Source organism: Rhizobacter sp. OV335, assembly GCF_900142965.1.
Taxonomy (GTDB): domain Bacteria; phylum Pseudomonadota; class Gammaproteobacteria; order Burkholderiales; family Burkholderiaceae_C; genus Rhizobacter.
This window is the reverse complement of record NZ_FRCQ01000002.1, coordinates 113,999-131,196: the sequence shown is the minus strand read 5'-3', so window position 1 is coordinate 131,196 and position 17,198 is coordinate 113,999. Positions and strand designations below refer to the sequence as shown.

17 protein-coding genes are annotated in these 17,198 nt (G+C 69.5%); 12 read left to right on the top strand and 5 right to left on the bottom strand.

What is annotated here, in order from left to right; genetic code table 11:
• Positions 1-4: 4 nt before the first annotated feature.
• The 4 genes from BUE42_RS02455 (at position 5) to BUE42_RS02440 (ending at position 4,307) form a co-directional block, all read left to right on the top strand.
• The gene (locus BUE42_RS02455) at positions 5-1,450 is read left to right on the top strand and encodes a DUF1501 domain-containing protein (protein ID WP_073462518.1); all 1,446 of its coding nucleotides are present in this window, start codon (positions 5-7) and stop codon (positions 1,448-1,450) included.
• 114 nt (positions 1,451-1,564) lie between these two features.
• Positions 1,565-3,079, top strand: coding sequence for a sensor histidine kinase (locus BUE42_RS02450; RefSeq protein WP_235002045.1), 1,515 nt, complete (start codon positions 1,565-1,567; stop codon positions 3,077-3,079).
• The gene (locus tag BUE42_RS02445; RefSeq protein WP_073462516.1) at positions 3,076-3,498 is read left to right on the top strand and encodes a hypothetical protein; all 423 of its coding nucleotides are present in this window, start codon (positions 3,076-3,078) and stop codon (positions 3,496-3,498) included. Before BUE42_RS02450 ends, BUE42_RS02445 begins: the two co-directional genes overlap by 4 nt.
• Complete coding sequence (locus tag BUE42_RS02440; protein WP_073462515.1) at positions 3,495-4,307, top strand: LytR/AlgR family response regulator transcription factor; 813 nt, start codon at positions 3,495-3,497, stop codon at positions 4,305-4,307. Before BUE42_RS02445 ends, BUE42_RS02440 begins: the two co-directional genes overlap by 4 nt.
• 6 nt (positions 4,308-4,313) lie before the next feature.
• On the opposite strand, the gene BUE42_RS02435 is transcribed toward BUE42_RS02440, so the two are convergent.
• The 3 genes from BUE42_RS02435 to BUE42_RS02425 are packed head-to-tail and all read right to left on the bottom strand — an operon-like array spanning position 4,314 to position 7,671.
• On the bottom strand, positions 4,314-4,919 hold the full coding sequence (locus tag BUE42_RS02435) for a DUF4337 domain-containing protein (protein WP_083613827.1): 606 nt from the start codon (positions 4,917-4,919) through the stop codon (positions 4,314-4,316).
• Positions 4,919-5,599 carry a lysoplasmalogenase gene (locus BUE42_RS02430; protein ID WP_073462514.1) on the bottom strand — a complete coding sequence of 227 codons (681 nt, stop codon included), beginning with the start codon at positions 5,597-5,599 and terminating at the stop codon, positions 4,919-4,921. The genes BUE42_RS02435 and BUE42_RS02430 overlap by 1 nt, the downstream gene beginning before the upstream one ends.
• The gene (locus tag BUE42_RS02425; RefSeq protein WP_255376817.1) at positions 5,596-7,671 is read right to left on the bottom strand and encodes an ATP-dependent helicase; all 2,076 of its coding nucleotides are present in this window, start codon (positions 7,669-7,671) and stop codon (positions 5,596-5,598) included. Before BUE42_RS02425 ends, BUE42_RS02430 begins: the two co-directional genes overlap by 4 nt.
• Before the next feature lie 124 nt (positions 7,672-7,795).
• Between BUE42_RS02425 and BUE42_RS02420 the strand changes: the two genes are divergently transcribed.
• Positions 7,796-9,307 (top strand): alkaline phosphatase D family protein, encoded by a 1,512-nt coding sequence (locus BUE42_RS02420; protein ID WP_073462512.1) that lies wholly within the window; start codon positions 7,796-7,798, stop codon positions 9,305-9,307.
• Positions 9,308-9,380: 73 nt separating this feature from the next.
• Entirely contained in the window at positions 9,381-9,812 is a 432-nt protein-coding gene (locus BUE42_RS02415) for a PilZ domain-containing protein (protein ID WP_073462511.1), read from the top strand.
• Positions 9,813-9,818: 6 nt separating this feature from the next.
• On the opposite strand, the gene BUE42_RS02410 is transcribed toward BUE42_RS02415, so the two are convergent.
• Positions 9,819-10,523, bottom strand: a complete 705-nt coding sequence (locus BUE42_RS02410; RefSeq protein ID WP_073462510.1) for a glutathione S-transferase N-terminal domain-containing protein — start codon at positions 10,521-10,523, stop codon at positions 9,819-9,821.
• 62 nt (positions 10,524-10,585) lie between these two features.
• Here BUE42_RS02410 and BUE42_RS02405 point away from each other — a divergent pair, with 62 nt between their 5' ends.
• The 4 genes from BUE42_RS02405 (at position 10,586) to BUE42_RS02390 (ending at position 14,368) form a co-directional block, all read left to right on the top strand.
• Positions 10,586-11,179 carry an SRPBCC family protein gene (locus BUE42_RS02405; protein ID WP_083613826.1) on the top strand — a complete coding sequence of 198 codons (594 nt, stop codon included), beginning with the start codon at positions 10,586-10,588 and terminating at the stop codon, positions 11,177-11,179.
• A 28-nt stretch (positions 11,180-11,207) separates the two neighbouring features.
• Positions 11,208-12,185, top strand: a complete 978-nt coding sequence (locus BUE42_RS02400; RefSeq protein WP_073462509.1) for an AEC family transporter — start codon at positions 11,208-11,210, stop codon at positions 12,183-12,185.
• Between the two features lie 95 nt (positions 12,186-12,280).
• Positions 12,281-13,765 carry a catalase gene (locus tag BUE42_RS02395; RefSeq protein ID WP_073462508.1) on the top strand — a complete coding sequence of 495 codons (1,485 nt, stop codon included), beginning with the start codon at positions 12,281-12,283 and terminating at the stop codon, positions 13,763-13,765.
• A 93-nt stretch (positions 13,766-13,858) separates the two neighbouring features.
• The gene (locus BUE42_RS02390; RefSeq protein ID WP_073462507.1) at positions 13,859-14,368 is read left to right on the top strand and encodes a DinB family protein; all 510 of its coding nucleotides are present in this window, start codon (positions 13,859-13,861) and stop codon (positions 14,366-14,368) included.
• Between the two features lie 6 nt (positions 14,369-14,374).
• On the opposite strand, the gene BUE42_RS02385 is transcribed toward BUE42_RS02390, so the two are convergent.
• Entirely contained in the window at positions 14,375-15,196 is an 822-nt protein-coding gene (locus BUE42_RS02385; protein WP_073462506.1) for a M90 family metallopeptidase, read from the bottom strand.
• Between the two features lie 154 nt (positions 15,197-15,350).
• Between BUE42_RS02385 and BUE42_RS02380 the strand changes: the two genes are divergently transcribed.
• Together BUE42_RS02380 and BUE42_RS31895 are read left to right on the top strand one after the other, a co-directional pair.
• Positions 15,351-16,502, top strand: a complete 1,152-nt coding sequence (locus BUE42_RS02380) for an NAD(P)/FAD-dependent oxidoreductase (protein WP_073462505.1) — start codon at positions 15,351-15,353, stop codon at positions 16,500-16,502.
• Positions 16,503-16,636: 134 nt separating this feature from the next.
• Positions 16,637-17,191: a hypothetical protein gene (locus tag BUE42_RS31895; RefSeq protein WP_143171260.1), complete on the top strand. Its 555-nt coding sequence runs from the start codon at positions 16,637-16,639 to the stop codon at positions 17,189-17,191.
• Positions 17,192-17,198 lie beyond the last annotated feature (7 nt).

Genomic DNA, 17,198 nt, shown 5'->3' with positions numbered 1-17,198 from the left:
CGACATGACACATCACCCCCACGCTCCCCGCTCGATGGACCGCCGCCGCTGGCTGCTCGGCTCGGGCGCCACGCTGGCCGGCGCGCTCGGCACCGGCACGCTGTCCAACCTGCTGCTGGGCGCTCGCCCGGCCTACGCGGCCGACTACAAGGCGCTGGTCTGCCTCTTCATGTACGGCGGCAACGACGGCTTCAACACCGTCGTGCCGACCGACACGCGCTACGACCAGTACGCGGCCGTCCGCAAGGACCTCGCGATCCCGAAGGCCAGCCTGGTGAACCTCGCCGGCATCAACTACGGGCTGCACCCGTCGCTCGCGGCGCTGTCCACCGCCTGGGCCGACGGCAAGCTCGCGCCGGTGCTGAACCTGGGCACGCTGAACTCGCCGCTGACGAAGGACCAGTACCGCGCCGCGGCGAGCAGCTCCGACCTGCTGCCCGACAACCTGTTCTCGCATTCCGACCAGCAGATCCTGTGGGAGACCGGCACCTCCGACTCGCTGACCCGCACCGGCTGGGGCGGCCGCGCGTCCGAGGCGCTGGCCACCGCCAACCCGGTGATCTCGGTCGCCGGCTCGACGCGCTTCGGCCTGTCGTCGGCGCAGACGCCGCTGGTGCTGCCCGATCCGGGCGCGACCTTCGGCGCCTACAACCTGCAGCCGAAGGACCTGACCAACAACGCGTCGAACACCGCGCGCAAGAAGGCCATCGATTCGCTGTACGCGCAGGCCCAGGATGCGGCGCTCGCCGATGCCTATGCGGCGGCGCAGCGCAATGCCTTCAGCGTGTCGGACCGGCTCGCGTCGACGGTGGCGGTGACGCCCGGCGGTCCCGGCGCGCTGGCCGCGATCGACAGCGCGTTCGCGCCGCTGATCACCAACAACACGTTGAAGACCGGCCTCGCCAAGCAGCTATACCAGGTGGCCAAGCTGATCGCCGCCAACGGCACGGTGCAGGGCAACCGGCAGATCTTCTTCGCGTCGATCGACAGCTTCGACACGCACGCGAACCAGGTCACCGGCGGGCCGACCACCGGCGCGCATGCCGACCTGCTGAAGGAAGTGGGTGACGCGCTCGGCGCGTTCTATGCCGCGATGAAGAACCTCGGCATGGCCGAGGCGGTGACGGCCTTCACGCAGAGCGACTTCGGCCGCACCTTCACGCCGAACAACAGCAACGGCACCGACCATGCGTGGGGAAGCAACCACCTGGTGGTGGGTGGCGCGGTGAAGGGCGGTACCAGCTACGGCACCTTCCCGACGCTGACGTTGGGCGGGCCGGACGATGTCGGCAAGGACAGCTGGGAGCTGCAGGGCCGCTGGATCCCGACCACCTCGGTCGACCAGTACGCGGCCACGATGCTCGGCTGGTTCGGCGCCACCGACACGCAGCTCGCCACTGTGCTGCCGAACCTGAAGAACTTCGCGACGAAGAAGCTCGGCTTCCTGTAGCCGGCGTCCGGCAGCAGCTCCGGCCTGTCGGCCGGCATTGCAGCCTGTCCGGCCGATCGGCCGGGCCGTCGCCCGGCCATCGCAGCGGTACCTGCCGCCGCTTACAGTGGCTGCATGGTTTCGACCCCCACCCCGCCCGCCGCCGCCGGTTTTACCGGCTCGATGCTGCCGGCCGCCCGCCGCACCTTCAGCGCCTACGCCCGCTGGCTCGACAGCATCAGCTGGAAGCGCTTCATCGTGCTGTCGGTGCTGGCGCTGATCGCCTCCGGCATCCTGTCCGACCTGCCGCCGTTCAACCTGCGCTGGACCGAAGACCGCGTCGTCGTGAAGGGCCCGAAGAAGCACAAGGCGCCGGCCGTCACCGCACCGGCCGCACCGGCCAGCGCCGCGGCGTCGGCCGGCGGCAGCAAGCATGCCGACGTGGTCATCGGCGGCAAGCCGTTCCAGATCACCATCGACGACAAGGGCGTGCGGATCGGCTCGATCGAGATCGACGACAAGGGGGTGCGCGCCGGCCCGCTGGAAATCGACGACAAGGGCGTGCGCGCCGGCGGCGTGAAGATCGACGAACGCGGCGTGCGCATCGGCCCGGCGACGCCGACCGAGGCGGCATCGGCCGTGTCGGCCGCGGCGTCTGCCGGCATCACCATCACGGTGCCGAGCATCGAGGTCAAGCTGCCGAAGAATGCCGACACCGAGGAGGTGCGCTCGGCCGTCGAGCAGGCCAAGGCCGACATCCAGCAAGCGATCGCCGACGCGCAGGAGGCTGCGGTCGATGCCCAGCGCGAGGCCACCGACCGCGTGCTCGAGAAGATGTCCGCCGACGACGAGGTGGAGACCACCACGATCAAGGGCTTCCGCCCCGGCGACCACCTTCCCGGCTTCACCTTCCTGCTGATCTTCCTGTCGATGGTCATCAAGATCATGGCCGCCGGCCGCTTCAAGGCCGAGGCGCAGGCGGTGGTGGCCACCGAGATGGCCGAGTCCGAAGCGCTGAAGCGCCAGGTGATCGAGGCCCGCATGGCCGCGATGCAGGCGCAGGTCGAGCCGCACTTCTTGTTCAACACGCTGGCCAGCATCGACCACCTGATCGAGACCGACCCGCCGCGCGCCAGCAAGATGCAGAAGAACCTGATCGCGCTGCTGCGCGCCAGCATGCCGACCATGCGCGAGGCCAACGCGCAGGCCACGCGCGACCTCGGCCGCGAGCTCGCGGTGATCCGCCCCTACCTCGAGATCCTGAAGGTGCGGATGGAGGAACGCCTGCAGACCGAGGTGCGCGTCAGCGACGGCCTGCTGTCGGCCGAGTTCCCGCCGATGATGCTGCAGAGCCTGGTCGAGAACGCGATCAAGCACGGACTGGAGCCGAAGGCCGAGGGCGGCTCGCTGACGGTGGCGGCCGAGATCGTGCACGGCAAGCTCGCGGTCTCGGTGGCCGACACCGGCCTCGGCTTCGGCAAGGCCGCGACCGCCGGCACCGGCATCGGCCTCGCGAACATCCGCGAACGCCTGCAGCTGCTGTACGGCAGCAAGGCGAGCCTGACGGTCGCCGAGAACCCCGGCGGCGGCACCCGGGTGACGATCACCGTGCCGTACCGCGCCAAGCCTGACGAAGGAGCCTCCGCATGAACCGCGTTCTCAAGGTCTTCCTGTGCCTCGCCCTCAGCGCCCTCGTGATGGCGGGCCTGATGGCGGCGGCGCTGATCCACAGCCTGCCGGCCGACGGCATCCACCTGACCATCGACGGCGAGTCGTGGATGCTGCCGCCGATGCATGCCGCGCAGTGGGTGGTGGTCACCGCCTGCCTGCTGGTGGCCGCGCTGGTGGTGGCGATCGTCGTGCCTTGCGCGCTGATGGTGGGGCTGGGCGTGCCGCTGTTGCTGGCGGGGCTGGCCGTCGGCATCGCCGTCGCGGTGGCGCTGATCGCCGCGGGGCTGCTGTTGTCGCCGATGCTGCTGCTGGCCGCGGCGGTGTGGCTGGTGTGGCGGCTGCTGGAGCGCAAGCCGAAGGTCGCGCAGGCCTCGGCTGCGGCTACGATCCAGGGATGAACATCCGAGCTGTGATTGCCGACGACGAGCGGCTGATGCGCGAGCAGCTTCGCGCGCGACTCGCCGAGGTGTGGCCCGAACTGGAGATCGTCGCCGAGGCGAAGAACGGACTGGAGGCGGTCGAGCTGACGACGCAGCACCGGCCCGACCTGGTCTTCCTCGACATCCGCATGCCGGGCATGACCGGCGTCGAGGCGGCGCGCCAGATCGGCCAGCTCGCCGCCGGCGACGACGACTGGGACGGCTGCGAGATCGTCTTCATCACCGCCTACGACCAGTACGCGGTCGAGGCCTTCGAGCAGGGCGTCGTCGACTACGTGCTGAAGCCGGCCGAGCGCGAGCGGCTCGCGCTGACGGTCGAGCGCATCCGCAAGCGGCTCGCGCAGCGCGCGGCCTCGCACGAGGCGCCACCGGTGGCCGGGCCCGAGATGCAGCAGCTGCTGCAGAAGCTCGCACTGCAGCTGAACCCGGGCAGCGCGCCGCAGCGGCTGCGCTGGATCCAGGCGACGGTCGGGCAGGCCATCCAGATGATCCCGGTCGACGACGTGCTGTTCTTCATCTCCGACGAGAAGTACACGCGGGTGCAGACGGCGACGATCGAGGCGCTGATCCGCAAGCCGATCAAGGAGCTGCTGGACGAGCTCGACCCGAACCAGTTCTGGCAGATCCACCGCTCGACGCTCGTCAACACGCAGGCGATCGCCGGCGTGACGCGCGATCTGCGCGGGCGTCAGCTGGTCAGCGTGAAGGGGCACAACGAGAAGCTGGAAGTCAGCCGCAGCTTCACCGGCCTGTTCAAGGGGATGTAGCCGCCTTCAGCTCAGCAGCTTGACCAGCGCATCGGGGTGGATGCCCAACCCACCCAGGCCTGCGACGCCCATCAGCACGCCGAAGCCCATCGGCACCCAGGTGAGCCAGTACAGCCACCACAGCTGGGTGAGCGCGGTCACCGCCAGCAGCGCGATCGCGATGGCGAGCGCCGCGTCCGACAGGTCGAACTGGTCGTCGCGGAAGTTCAGCGCGTCGTAGGTCTTCTGGTCCTGCTCGGCCTGGGCCTTGACCTCGAGTTTCTTCTTCGCCTGGTCGGCAGCCAGCGCCTGGTAGCGCGCGATCTCGGTGTCGTAGGCAGTCGCCTCGGCCCCGCTGCGGCCGGCGCGTGCGAGACGCAGCTGGGTCAGCGTCGCGTCGGCCACCTCCTGCCGCACGTTGCGGGCCTGGTAGTAGGACCAATGGTCCAGCTTGTCGGCCTGCGCCTGCTGCATGGCCTGCACGATGTTGTCGTCCTTGACCTTGCAGATGCCCGTGAAGGTCGCGAGGATCGCGACGCTCACGGCCACCACCGCATTCAGCCGCGCGCTGCGCTTCGCGGCGGAGGAGGCTTCCTGCAGGGCCTCCACGGACTGCATCGGGTCCACGTCCATCAGGCTTTCTCCGCCGGTTCGTCGCGGCGCATCGACGCCGCCATCAGGAATTGGGCTGCCCAGTAGGCCGCGAGGATCACCAGCGCGGCCAGTGGCAGCGGCGGCCCGAAGCGGTCGGTGGCCAGCAAGGCATCGGAGGCGACGAACAGCGCGGCACCCGCGGCCGCGTGCCGCGCGTGGTGCGCCGCGGCCTCGCCGTCGGCACGCGCCGCGCGCCAGGCCGCGGCGGCCTGGGCGGCCATTGCCGCGAGGCAGGCCACATACGCCAGCACCGGCACGCGCAAGGGCGGCGGCACGCCGTGCCACAGCAACGCGAGGATCGTGCCGGCCACGAGCGCATACGCGGCGAACGCCACCGGCCAGGCCCCGAAGCGCACGCCGCGCGTGAACGCGGCGATGTACGCCAAGTGCGCCAGCAGGAAGGCCACCAGCCCCGGCAGGAAACCCTGCACCGGCCACAGCAGCGCCACGTCGCCGGCCAGCGACAGCAGCAAGCCGACCCGCACCCAGCGTTGTCGCGCCGGCAGGTCGGCCCCACGCGGCCATGCGAACGCGATGATCAACACCGTGGTCAGCGGCTTGAACACGAACAGCCAGCGCGCCGCGATCCAGCCGTCGCCCGACGCGATGGCCAGCGCCGCGCTCGCGACGATGATCACGGCCCAGGCGATCGGCTTCATTCCGCCCCCGCTGCCGGTGCCGCGGCCTTGGCCAGTTCGGCCCGCGCCAGCGCCGCGGCCCGCAGCGCCTTCAGCTTCTCGCGCGGGTCTTCCTTCGGGCCGGCCTCGTCCAGCTTCATCTCGGCGATGAAGCGGCTCGGGATGCCCTGCACGAAATCGCGGCCGCGCTTGCGCCGGCGCAGCGTGCTCACCGCCAGCGTCGTGCGCGCCCGCGTGATGCCGACGTACATCAGCCGGCGTTCTTCCTCGAGCCGCTGCGGCGTCATCTCCTCGTCGTCGCTGCGGAACGGCAGCAGCCCTTCGTTGACGCCGACCAGCACGACGTGCGGCCACTCGAGGCCCTTGGACGCATGCAGCGTCGACAGCGTGATGACGTCCTGCTCCTCGCCGCGCTCGGCCAGGCTCATGATCACCGAGATGGTCTGCGCGACGTCGAGCACGCTGGTGCGCTCGGTCTCGATGCTCATGCCGCCGTCGTTCTCGATCTCGCCGCCGCAGCGCTTGGCGATCCAGTCGATGAAGTCGATCACGTTCGACCAGCGCGATGCGGCGAGCTTCTCGCTGTCCTCGCCGTCGTACAGGTGCTTCTCGTAGTCGATGTCCTTCAGCCAGCCCATCAGCAGCGCCTTCGCATCCTCGGCGCCGGTGGTGTGGCGGGCGCGGTACTCGAAGTCGCTGACGTAGCGGCCGAACTCGTGCAGCGAGCCGATCGCGCGCGCGTTGATCGCGGCGCCCAGGCTCTCGGCGAACAGCGCCTCGTACAGGCTGGTCTTCCACTTGCCGGCGAACTCGCCGAGGCTGCCCAGCGTCTGGTGCCCGATGCCGCGCTTGGGCGTGGTCACCGCGCGCAGGAAGGCCGGGTCATCGTCGTTGTTGACGAGCAGGCGCAGCCAGGCGCACAGGTCGCGGATCTCGGCGCGGTCGAAGAAGCTCTGGCCGCCCGACACCTTGTACGGCAGCTCGGCCTTGCGAAGCGCCTTCTCGAACACCCGCGCCAGGTGGTTGGCGCGGTACAGGATCGCGAAATCCTTGAACTGCACGCCGTCGGCCGCGCCGTTCGCCCGGATCGCCTGGATGCGCGCGACCGCGCGCTCGGCCTCGTGCTCCTCGTTGTCGCACTCGACCAGCTGCACCGGCTCGCCGTCGCCGAACGCGCTCCACAGCTTCTTCTCGAACAGCTTCGGGTTGTTGCCGATCACCGCATTGGCGGCGCGCAGGATGTAGCCGGTGGAACGATAGTTCTGCTCCAGCGGGATCACCTTCAGGTCGGCGTACTCCTGCGGCAGGCGGCGCAGGTTCTCGATGGTGGCGCCGCGCCAGCCGTAGATGCTCTGGTCGTCGTCGCCCACCGCGGTGAACATGCCGCGCTCGCCGACGATGCTCTTCAGCAGCTCGTACTGGATCGCGTTGGTGTCCTGGTATTCGTCGACCAGCACGTAGCGCAGCGTGTTCTGCCAGGTGGCGCGGGCTTCTTCGTCGCGCTTCAGCAGCCGGTACGGCATGCCGATCAGGTCGTCGAAATCGACCGCCTGGTAGGCCGCGAGCCGCTCTTCATAGCGCTTCATCACCTTCTGCGCGACCACGTCGTCGTCGGTCTCTGGCTTCACGTCATCGCTGCCCAGGCCTTCGTTCTTCCACAGGCTGATGGTCCACTGCCAGCGGCGCGCCATCGCGATGTCGGTGGTGCCGCCGGCATCCTTCAGGATGCCGAGCACGTCGTCGCTGTCGAGGATGCTGAACTTCTCCTTCAGCCCGAGCCGCGCGCCCTCGGCGCGCAGGATGCGCACGCCCAGCGAGTGAAAGGTGCTGACCACCAGGTGCTTTGCGGCGCGCGCACCGATCAGCGACTTGGCGCGCTCGCGCATTTCCTGCGCGGCCTTGTTGGTGAAGGTGATCGCGGCGATCTGGCCCGGCGCATAGCCGGCCTGCAGCAGCCGCGCGATCTTGTGCGTGATGACCCGCGTCTTGCCCGAGCCGGCGCCGGCCAGCACGAGACACGGACCGGACAGGTGCTGCACGGCCTCCATCTGGGCGTTGTTCAGCGTGGAGGCGGAGTCGGGGGAGGAGGACACGGGGGGGACGGCTTCGGAAGGGGAGTCGCATCGATCATAGGCGAGCGACCCGCGCGGTGGCGGCGCTCGACTGTGATAGAACAAACGCAAGCCTCCCGTCGACCGATTCTTTCCTTTTCATCCGATGACCCCCTCTTCCTTCGACCGCCGCCGCCTGCTGCAATGGGCCGCGGCCAGCGCCAGCGCGCCGCTGTTCGTGCGCAACGCGCGCGCCGCCGACATCGATCGCTTCACCCTCGGCATCGCCTCCGGTTCGCCACGCGCCGACAGCGTGGTGCTGTGGACGCGCTTGATCGGCGACGACCTGCCGCCGCGCGTGCCGGTGCAGTGGGAGCTGGCGCGCGATGAAGCCTTCACGCAGGTCGTCGCCCGCGGCACCGAGACCGCCGAAGCCGCCTGGGGCCACAGCGTGCATGCGCAGCCGCGCGAGCTGGCACCGTCGCGCGCCTACTTCTACCGCTTCACCGCGCTCGGCGCGCGCAGCGCGACCGGCCGCACCCGCACCGCGCCGCCGGCCGGCGCGAACGAATCGCTGGCCTTCGCGATCGCATCGTGCCAGCGCTGGGACCACGGCCACTTCGCCGCGTGGCGCCACCTGGCCGACGAGGCGCCCGACCTGGTCGTCTTCCTCGGCGACTACATCTACGAGTACGGACCGGTGGCGGGCAGCGTGCGCCTGCACGAAGGCAGCGGCGAGGCGAAGACGCTCGCGCAGTACCGGGCCCGCTATGCGCAGTACAAGGGCGATGCCGACCTGCAGCGCATCCATGCCGCGGCGCCATGGATCGCGACCTGGGACGACCACGAGGTCGCGAACGACTACGCGAACGACCAGGGGCAGGACCTCGCGCCGAACTTCCTCGATCGCCGCGCCGCCGCCTACCAGGCCTGGTGGGAGCACATGCCGGTGCCGCTGTCGTCACGGCCGGTGCGCGCGAACGCGCAGGTGTTCGACCGCTTCGACTGGGGGGCTCTCGCACGCTTCCATGTGCTCGACGACCGTCAGTACCGCGACCACCAGGCCTGCCAGAAGCCGGGCCGCGGTGGCTCGTCGACCGTCGACCTCGCCGCCTGCCCCGAGCTGATGGCGCCCGGGCGCACGCTGCTCGGCGCGGTGCAGGAGCAGTGGCTGAACGAGGGTCTCACCCGCAACGACGCACGCTGGAACCTGCTCGCGCAGCAGACGCTGATGGCGCCGTTCACCTGGACCCAGGAAGGCCGCTTCTGGACCGACGGCTGGGCTGGCTACCCGGTCGCGCGCGAACGCTTGCTGGACACGCTGGCCGAGCGGCGCGCCGCCAACCCGGTGGTGCTGAGCGGCGACGTGCACTGCAACTACGTGGCCGACCTGAAGCGCCGCCCCGGCGACGAGGCACCGCTGGCCACCGAGTTCTGCGGCACCTCGATCACCAGCCACGGCATGGCGCAGGCTCGCCTCGACGCGGCACTGCCGCTGAACCCGCACATCCGCTACGCCCGCAGCGAGGAACGCGGCTACATGAGCTTCCGGCTGAACCCGCAGCGGCTCGAAGCCTCGCTGCGCGTCGTCAGCGATGCCAACGATCCGCGCGCGACGATCCGTACTGCGGCGCGCTACAGCGTCGAGGCGGGCCGACCTGGCGCACAAGCGGGATAAATCAAGCCGACACCCCCCCTTCAAACGGGTTATTGGCGCGGCAGGCGGAGATCGCGAATACTGCGTCGACACCATGAGACAGTTCATCCGCCACCCCGTTGACTTGCCGGTCGAGATCGGCACCGGCAGCATGCACGGGGCGGCCGCGGCGCATGCGCACGACATCAGCGCGGGCGGCCTGGCGGTGCATGTCGACCGCGCGGTGGCGCCGGGCGCGCATGTGCACATCTGCATCCCGTATGTGCAGCCGGCCTTCGAGGCCGATGCCCGCGTGGCCTGGTGCGAGCCGAGCGAGATCGCCGGCTATGAAGTGGGCGTGACCTTCCTCGATGCCGAGGTCGCGTTCCTCGCGCGCATGGTCGAGCAGGTGTGCCACATCGAGGACTACCGCCAGTCGGTCGGCCGCGTCGAGGGGCGGCAGCTCACGGCCGAGGAGGCCGCGACGGAATGGATCGAGCGCTATGCGGGGGAGTTTCCGGCCATCGCGGCCGGGCAGCGGCACTAGCGCCCGCTACCGGGCGGCACTTGTGCGCAGGTCCTGCAGCAGGGTGCCGGCGGCGCGGACTTCTTCCTCATGGCCTTCGTGGCGCCACGGCTCGGCCAGCGCGTCGGCGTACCACGCCTGCATCGCCGGCAAGGCCCGCAGGCGCGCGAGGTAATCGTTCGAACGCGCCGACAGCGCGGGCGAATAGGTCTGCGCCCGGAACGCCAGCGGCGCGAAGAAGGCATCCACGGCGGTGAACTGCGAGCCCGCGAGGAACGGCCCGCCGAAGCGGGCGAGGCCTTCGTCCCACAAGGCCGACAGCCGGTGCCATTCGGCCTGCAGCGCTGGCGGCCAAGGGTCGATCCGCACGCGCACGCCGCAGTTCATCGAGCACAGGTTGCGCACGTTGAAGAAGCCGGAGTGCATCTCGGCGGCCGCGCAACGCGCCCACGCCCGTGCGCCGCGGTCGGCCGGCCAGGCCTGCGGATGCGCCTCGGCCAGGTACTCGATGATCGCCAGCGAATCCCACACCACCGTCTCGCCGTCGACCAGGCAGGGCACCTTGCCCGAGGGCGAGAAGCTGCCGAAGACCTCCGCCTGCGAACCGGCGCCGAACGGCACCAGTTGCTCGTCGAACGGGATCGCCAGCGTGCGCATCAGCACCCACGGGCGCAGCGACCAGGACGAGTAGTTCTTGTTGGCGATGAACAGCTTCAGCGGGGTGGCGACCATGCGGCAGTGTAGGCAAAACAATCGCAGTGCAGCGGACGGCCGGCTGTCTTAGCATCGCGCGGATGAACGTCCGCTGCGCCCTCGCGTCCACCGCCTTGCTGATGTCGCTGCTGTGCCCATCGGCACACGCGCAGCCGGTCGACGTGCAGGTCGCGCTGCAGGACGGCAAGGTGGTGCTCGACGTCACCGCAAGCGTCGCCGCCGAGCGCGAGCAGGTGTGGGCGGTGCTGACCGACTACGAGCACATGGCGGGCTTCGTCTCCAACCTGAAGAGCAGCGCGGTGATCGGCCATGACAACAACGCGCTGCAGGTCGAGCAATCCGGCGAGGCGCGCCACGGCCTGCTGCACTTCGCGTTCCACAGCGTGCGCTCGGTCGAGCTGGTCGCGCCGCAGGAGATCCGCTCGCACCTGATCAGCGGCGACTTCAAGAGCTACGAGGCCACCACCCGCCTCACCGCGCAGGAGGGAGGGCACACGCTGATCGCGTTCCACGGCGAATACGTGCCGAACCGCTGGGTGCCGCCGGGCATCGGGCCGTCGCTGATCAAGTCGGAGACCGGCAAGCAGTACGACGAGCTGATCGCCGAGATCCGCCGCCGGCAGGGCGCGGCGCCGCACCCGGCTGCACCGGCATCGTCGCCCGCCTCACCCTGAGGGGCTGCGCACGGCGATACTGCGCGCCGTGCAGTCCATCCTCGCCGTCACGATTCCCTTTTTTGCGCTGGTGCTGTGCGGCTACGTCGCCGCCCGCCGGCACGTGCTGCCCGAAGCCGCGATCCCCGGCCTCAACGCCTTCGTGCTGTTCTTCGCGCTGCCGTGCATGCTGTTCCGCTTCGGCGCGAGCATGCCGTTCGCGCAGCTGATCGACCCGGCACTGATCGGCGTCTACATCGTCTGCGCGCTGCTGGTGGTGGCGCTGGCGATCGCGCTCGCATTGAAGGGCGGTCTCGACCTGAAGAACGCCGCGTTCGGCGCGCTGGTGGCCGCGTTCCCGAACACCGGCTTCATGGGCGTGCCGCTGCTGGCCGCGCTGCTCGGCGAACGCGCCGCCGGGCCGGTGATCGGCACCGTGCTGGTCGACCTGCTGCTCACCAGTTCGCTGTGCGTGGCGCTCGCGCAATCGCGCCAGCACGACGGCACGCCGCACGGCGACATCGGCGTCTCGATGCGGCGCTCGCTGCGGGCCGCGCTCGGCAACCCGCTGCCCTGGGCGATCGGCCTCGGCGCGCTGCTCGCTGCGAGCGGGCGCGAGCTGCCGGGGCCGCTTGCGCAGATCGTGAAAATGCTCGGCGATGCGGCGACGCCCGTCGCGCTGTTCACGATCGGCGCCGTGCTGTGGCGCGCCGGCCAGCATGCGCACGGCCGCACGCCGGTGGGGCACTACCTGCCGGTCGCGCTGGTCAAGCTGTTCGTGCACCCGCTGCTGGTGTTCGGCCTCGGGCTCGTGGCGCGCCGGGCCGGCCTCGCGATCAGCGACTTCGGCCTCGTCGCGCTGACGCTGGCCGCCGCGCTGCCGAGCGCCAGCAGCGTCTCGCTGCTGGCCGAGCGCCATCGCGCCGACAACGGCCGCATCGCCCGCATCATCCTGGCCAGCACGGTGCTGGCCTTCGCGAGCTTCTCGCTGCTGGCCGCGTGGCTGGTGCCGCACGCCGGCGTGTGACGGCGATTGGCATTCTCTATTGCTGGTCTTTGAGCAATTGAATTTACAGGAAGGCCTGGCTTTCTGACACTGACGGGACCGAACCAGGAGCCCGCATGAGCCAAGACACTTCCCGACTGACCACCGCCTCCGGCATCGCGGTGGAAGACAACCAGAACTCGATCACCGCCGGCCCGCGCGGCCCGTTGCTGCTGCAGGACTTCCACCTGATCGAGAAGCTGCAGCACTTCAACCGCGAGCGCATCCCCGAGCGCGTGGTGCATGCCAAGGGCTCCGGCGCCTACGGCACCTTCACCGTCACGCACGACATCAGCCGCTACACGAAGGCGCGCCTGTTCAGCGCCGTCGGCCAGCAGACCGAGACCTTCGTGCGCTTCTCGACCGTCGGCGGCGAGCGGGGCAGCGCCGACACCGAGCGCGACCCGCGCGGCTTCGCGCTGCGCTTCTACACCGAAGACGGCAACTGGGACCTGGTCGGCAACAACACGCCGATGTTCTTCATCAAGGACGCGATCAAGTTCCCCGATTTCATCCACACCCAGAAGCGCAACCCGCAGACCAACCTGAAGTCGCCGACGATGATGTGGGACTTCTGGAGCAAGGCTCCGGAGAGCCTGCACCAGGTGACGATGCTGTTCAGCGACCGCGGCACGCCCGACGGCTACCGCCACATGGACGGCTTCGGCAGCCACACCTTCAGCCTGATCAATGCAGGCGGCGAGCGGGTCTGGGTCAAGTGGCACCTGAAGACGCAGCAAGGCATCCGCAACCTGCTGCCCGAGGACGCGGTGCGGCTGGCTGGCAGCGACCCGGACCATGCGCAGCGCGACCTGTTCGCGGCGATCGAGCGCGGCGATTTCCCGAAGTGGAGCGTCTCGATCCAGGTGATGACCGAGGCCGAGGCGGTCGCGTGGGAAGCGCGCACCGGCTGGAACCCGTTCGACCTGACCAAGGTGTGGCCGCACCGCGATTTCCCGCGGCAGCCGGTCGGCGTGCTGGAGCTGAACCGCAACCCGGTCAACTACCACGCCGAGGTGGAGCAGGCTGCGCTGTCGCCGGCCAACGTCGTGCCGGGCCTGGGCTTCAGCCCCGACAAGATGCTGCAAGGCCGCTTGTTCGCGTACCACGACGCGCAGCTGTACCGCGTCGGCACCAACCACCAGCACCTGCCGGTGAACCGGCCGCGCTGCCCGGTGAACCACCAGCAGCGCGACGGCAGCATGGCCGGCAGCGCGGGCGACCCGAATGGCAGCAGCGCGGCGCAGAACTACGCGCCGGTGCAGGCGGCCGGCGTGGCGCCCACCGGCTTCGGCCACGGCGACGCCGGCTGGGCACTGAACGGCACGGCCGGCCGCTACGACGAACGTGGGCAGTCGGACGACTTCACGCAGGCGGGCAACCTGTTCCGCCTGCTGCCGGCCGACGAGAAGGATCGGCTGACCAGCAACATCGCCGGTGCGATGCGCGGCGTGCCGGCCGAGATCCAGCAGCGGCAGATCGGGCACTTCACGAAGGCCGATCCGGCCTATGGCGACGCGGTGGCGCGCAAGCTCGCAGCGCTCGAAGGGGGCGCGCGATGAAAACCGTCCGCCTCGCGATCGGCATGTTGATCAACGGCCTCGGCTTCGGGATCCTGATCACCCACTGGCTGGCTTGATCGGCATACTGGCGAGATGCACGCAGCCACCCTGAACGCACTCGCCAGTTTTCCCGACCAGCTCGCCGCCTTCTACGCGGAGATTCCGCCGGGGTACGAGGGCTTCGTGCCCGATGCGTGGGACGGCGTGCCGAGCGAGGCGCTGTCGCCGCTCGCGCAGCTGTGCCACGTGCGCGACATCGAGATCGACGGCTACCACCTGCGGCTGCAGCGCACGCTCGACGAAGACCGGCCGCTGCTCGCGTCGATCGACACCGATGCGCTGGTGATCGAGCGCGACTATGCGCATGCCGATGCGGCGCAGGTGCTGACGGCGTTCCGCGTTGCGCGCGAGCAGACGATGGCATTGCTGCGGCGCATCGAGCCGCCCCAATGGGAGCGCACTGCCGTGTTCGAAGGCTATGGCGCGCTGACGCTGCGCAGCCTGGTGCACTACCTCGCGAGCCACGACCAGCAACACCTGGCCGGGCTGCAGTGGCTGCTCGGCAAGATCGACGCGGCGCGCCACGCGGGCGGCGTCAGCTGAACACCGCTACCAGCTGAGTGGATTGACGCGGTAGAACCGGCTCAGCTCGGCGAACAGCGCCGGGTGCTGTTCGGCCATCAGCGGCGCCTGCTCGAAGAACACCTCGCTCGCGACCGCGAAGAACTCGGCCGGGTTGGTGGCGCCGTAGTGGCTCATCAGCGTGGCCTCGCCGCGCTCGGCCTGCTGCTGCAGCAGCGCGAACTCGCTGCCGAACACCTGGGCCCAGCGGGCCCGGTGGCGCCGGCCGATCCACGGCGCGCCGTTGGCGTCGCCGTTCTCCTGGTCGAGCTGGTGCGCGAACTCGTGGATCACGACGTTGCGGCCGTCGTCGGCCGCGGCCGCGCCTTCGAGCGTGTCGTTCCACGACAGGATCACCTGGCCCTGCGACCAGGATTCACCGGCCAGCACCTGGCGTTGCTCCTGCAGCACGCCGGCCGGGCCGGTGTGCACCTTGTCGACGACGAAGGCGCCGGGGTAGACCAGCACCTGGCTCAGGTTCGGGAAGTAGCCGGGGCGGCGCTTGTTCAGCAGCAGCAGGCAGGCCTGCGCGGCGATCGTCACGCGCATCTCCTCGGTGACGTCGAGTCCGCCGCAGCCGATGAACACCTTCTCGGCGAGGAACACCTGCATGTGCTTCTTCAGCTGCAGCTGCAGGTCGGCCGGCATGCCGCGCACATAGGGCACGTGGCGGCGCAGGATCTGGCGCCACTCGGCCGGGAACGGGCGGGCGCGCACGCGGCGGCGGCGCAGCTCGATCCACGAGGGTTCGCCGATCAGCCAGGCGATGAAGGCGCCGACGAGGAGCACGACGATGATGAGGGTCAGCACGGTGTGGAGTCCTTGTCGGTGGAGATTCCCACGTGGAGCCGGGCGGTGGCAATTCAATGCGGGCGTTCTGCGCCAAAGTTCGCTCCAAAGGTAACCGTCGGGGCCCGCTGCTACAGTGGCGACCGCTTTTCCATGGCCTTCACGGCCTGCGCCCATGTCACACCCGATCGTCATCCTCGGCACCGGCCTCGCCGGCTTCACGCTCGCGCGCGAACTGCGCAAGCTCGACACCACGACCCCGCTCGTCATCGTCAGCCGCGACCAGGCCGGCTTCTATTCAAAGCCGATGCTGTCGAATGCGCTGGCCGGCAAGAAGACCGCCGCGTCGCTGGTGATGAAGCCGGCGGAGAAGATGGCCGCCGAGCTGAACGCGACGCTGCGCGCGAACGCGGTCGTCGCGCGCATCGACACCGACGCGCAATTGATTGAGCTCGACGGCGGCGAGACGATCGCCTACCGCGACCTGGTGCTCGCGCTCGGCGCCGACCCGATTCGCGTGTCGCTCGGCGGCAATGGTGCTGACGACGTGCTGTCGGTCAACGACCTCGATGACTATGCCCGCTTTGCCGACCGGCTCGATGGCGTGCAGCGCGTCGCGATCCTCGGCGCAGGATTGATCGGCTGCGAATTCGCGAACGACCTGCTGGCGCGCGGCATCGCGCCGACGGTGATCGACCTCGCGCCACGCGCGCTGCCGCGGCTGCTGCCGGAACAGGCCAGCACGCGGCTGCGCGAGAAGCTGGAAGCCGCGGGGGTGGGCTTCCGCTTCAACACCTCGGTGGCGACGGTGCAGCGCGATGGCAGCGGCTTCACGCTGACGCTGAAGGACGGCGCCACGCTGGCCGCCGACCTGGTGCTGTCGGCGGTCGGGCTGCGCCCGCGCACCGCGCTCGCGCATGCGGCCGGCATCACGACCAACCGCGGCATCGTGACGAACCGCCTGCTCGCGACCAGTGCGCCGAATGTGCATGCGCTCGGCGACTGTGCCGAGGTCGACGGCCACACGCTGCCGTATGTGATGCCGATCATGCAGCAGGCCCGCGCGCTGGCCGCGACGCTGGCCGGCAAGCCGACGCCCGTCGTCTACCCGGCGATGCCGGTGATCGTGAAGACACCGGCCTGCCCGACGGTGGTGTGCCCGCCGCCGCTCGATGCGTCGGGCGCGTGGACGGTGACGCTCAGCGACGACGGCTGCGACGCGCGCTTCCACAGCGGCGACGGGCAACTGCTCGGGTTCGCGTTGCTGGGCAGCGCGACGGCGCAGCGGCAGGCGCTGGTGCCGCAGGTGCCGGGCTTGCTGGTGTAGCGCATTGGCCTGAGCGCCGCGCATGCGGACACGTACACAGCGCTCCTCGTACAGGTCGCTCCAACGCGGAACGCTCGATCGCAGTTGAAGCACTCAGAGGTCCTGGGCACACACTGCTTCTTCGGAGGAGCGTGGTGGACGCCGGGACCATCGCAACACACTTCAAGGAGCGCTCTGTGCGCAGTATCACAAGGCAACTCTCCCACGCCGGGACCAAAATTTCGCGCACCGCAAGCACTGGCGCAGGGTCGATCAAGCGACAGGTCAAAGCTGCAAAGGAGTGGTGGGCAGGCGCTCCAGGCAGTGCGATGACCTTGAGCGTCGATCTTCATGCGCCCCGTGGCGGCCGCGAGCTTCTGTTTGTCGAATTGTCTCGAGGGGATCGCAAACTCTTGAAGCAACTCTCGAAGGACATCGAGTCTGAAATACTTCGCCTGTCTGGAGATGGTGGATCCGCTCCTGTATTCGACGAGATCGAGCCACTCATGCGACCGAGACTTGATGCGACTCAGTCGGAGCTGTCAAAGGATGGCAAGGCTGCCTTGGGTCGATTCGAGAGCAAACAGCGTTTGAATGATCTGGACAACGAGCTGGGGCTGCGCGATGTCGAATACCGCCTTCGGTTGTTCAACTTGAGCAACGACTGCCGGACCGCCGCCAGCAAAGTCGGACGCCAGTTGATCGGATAGTTTCGGT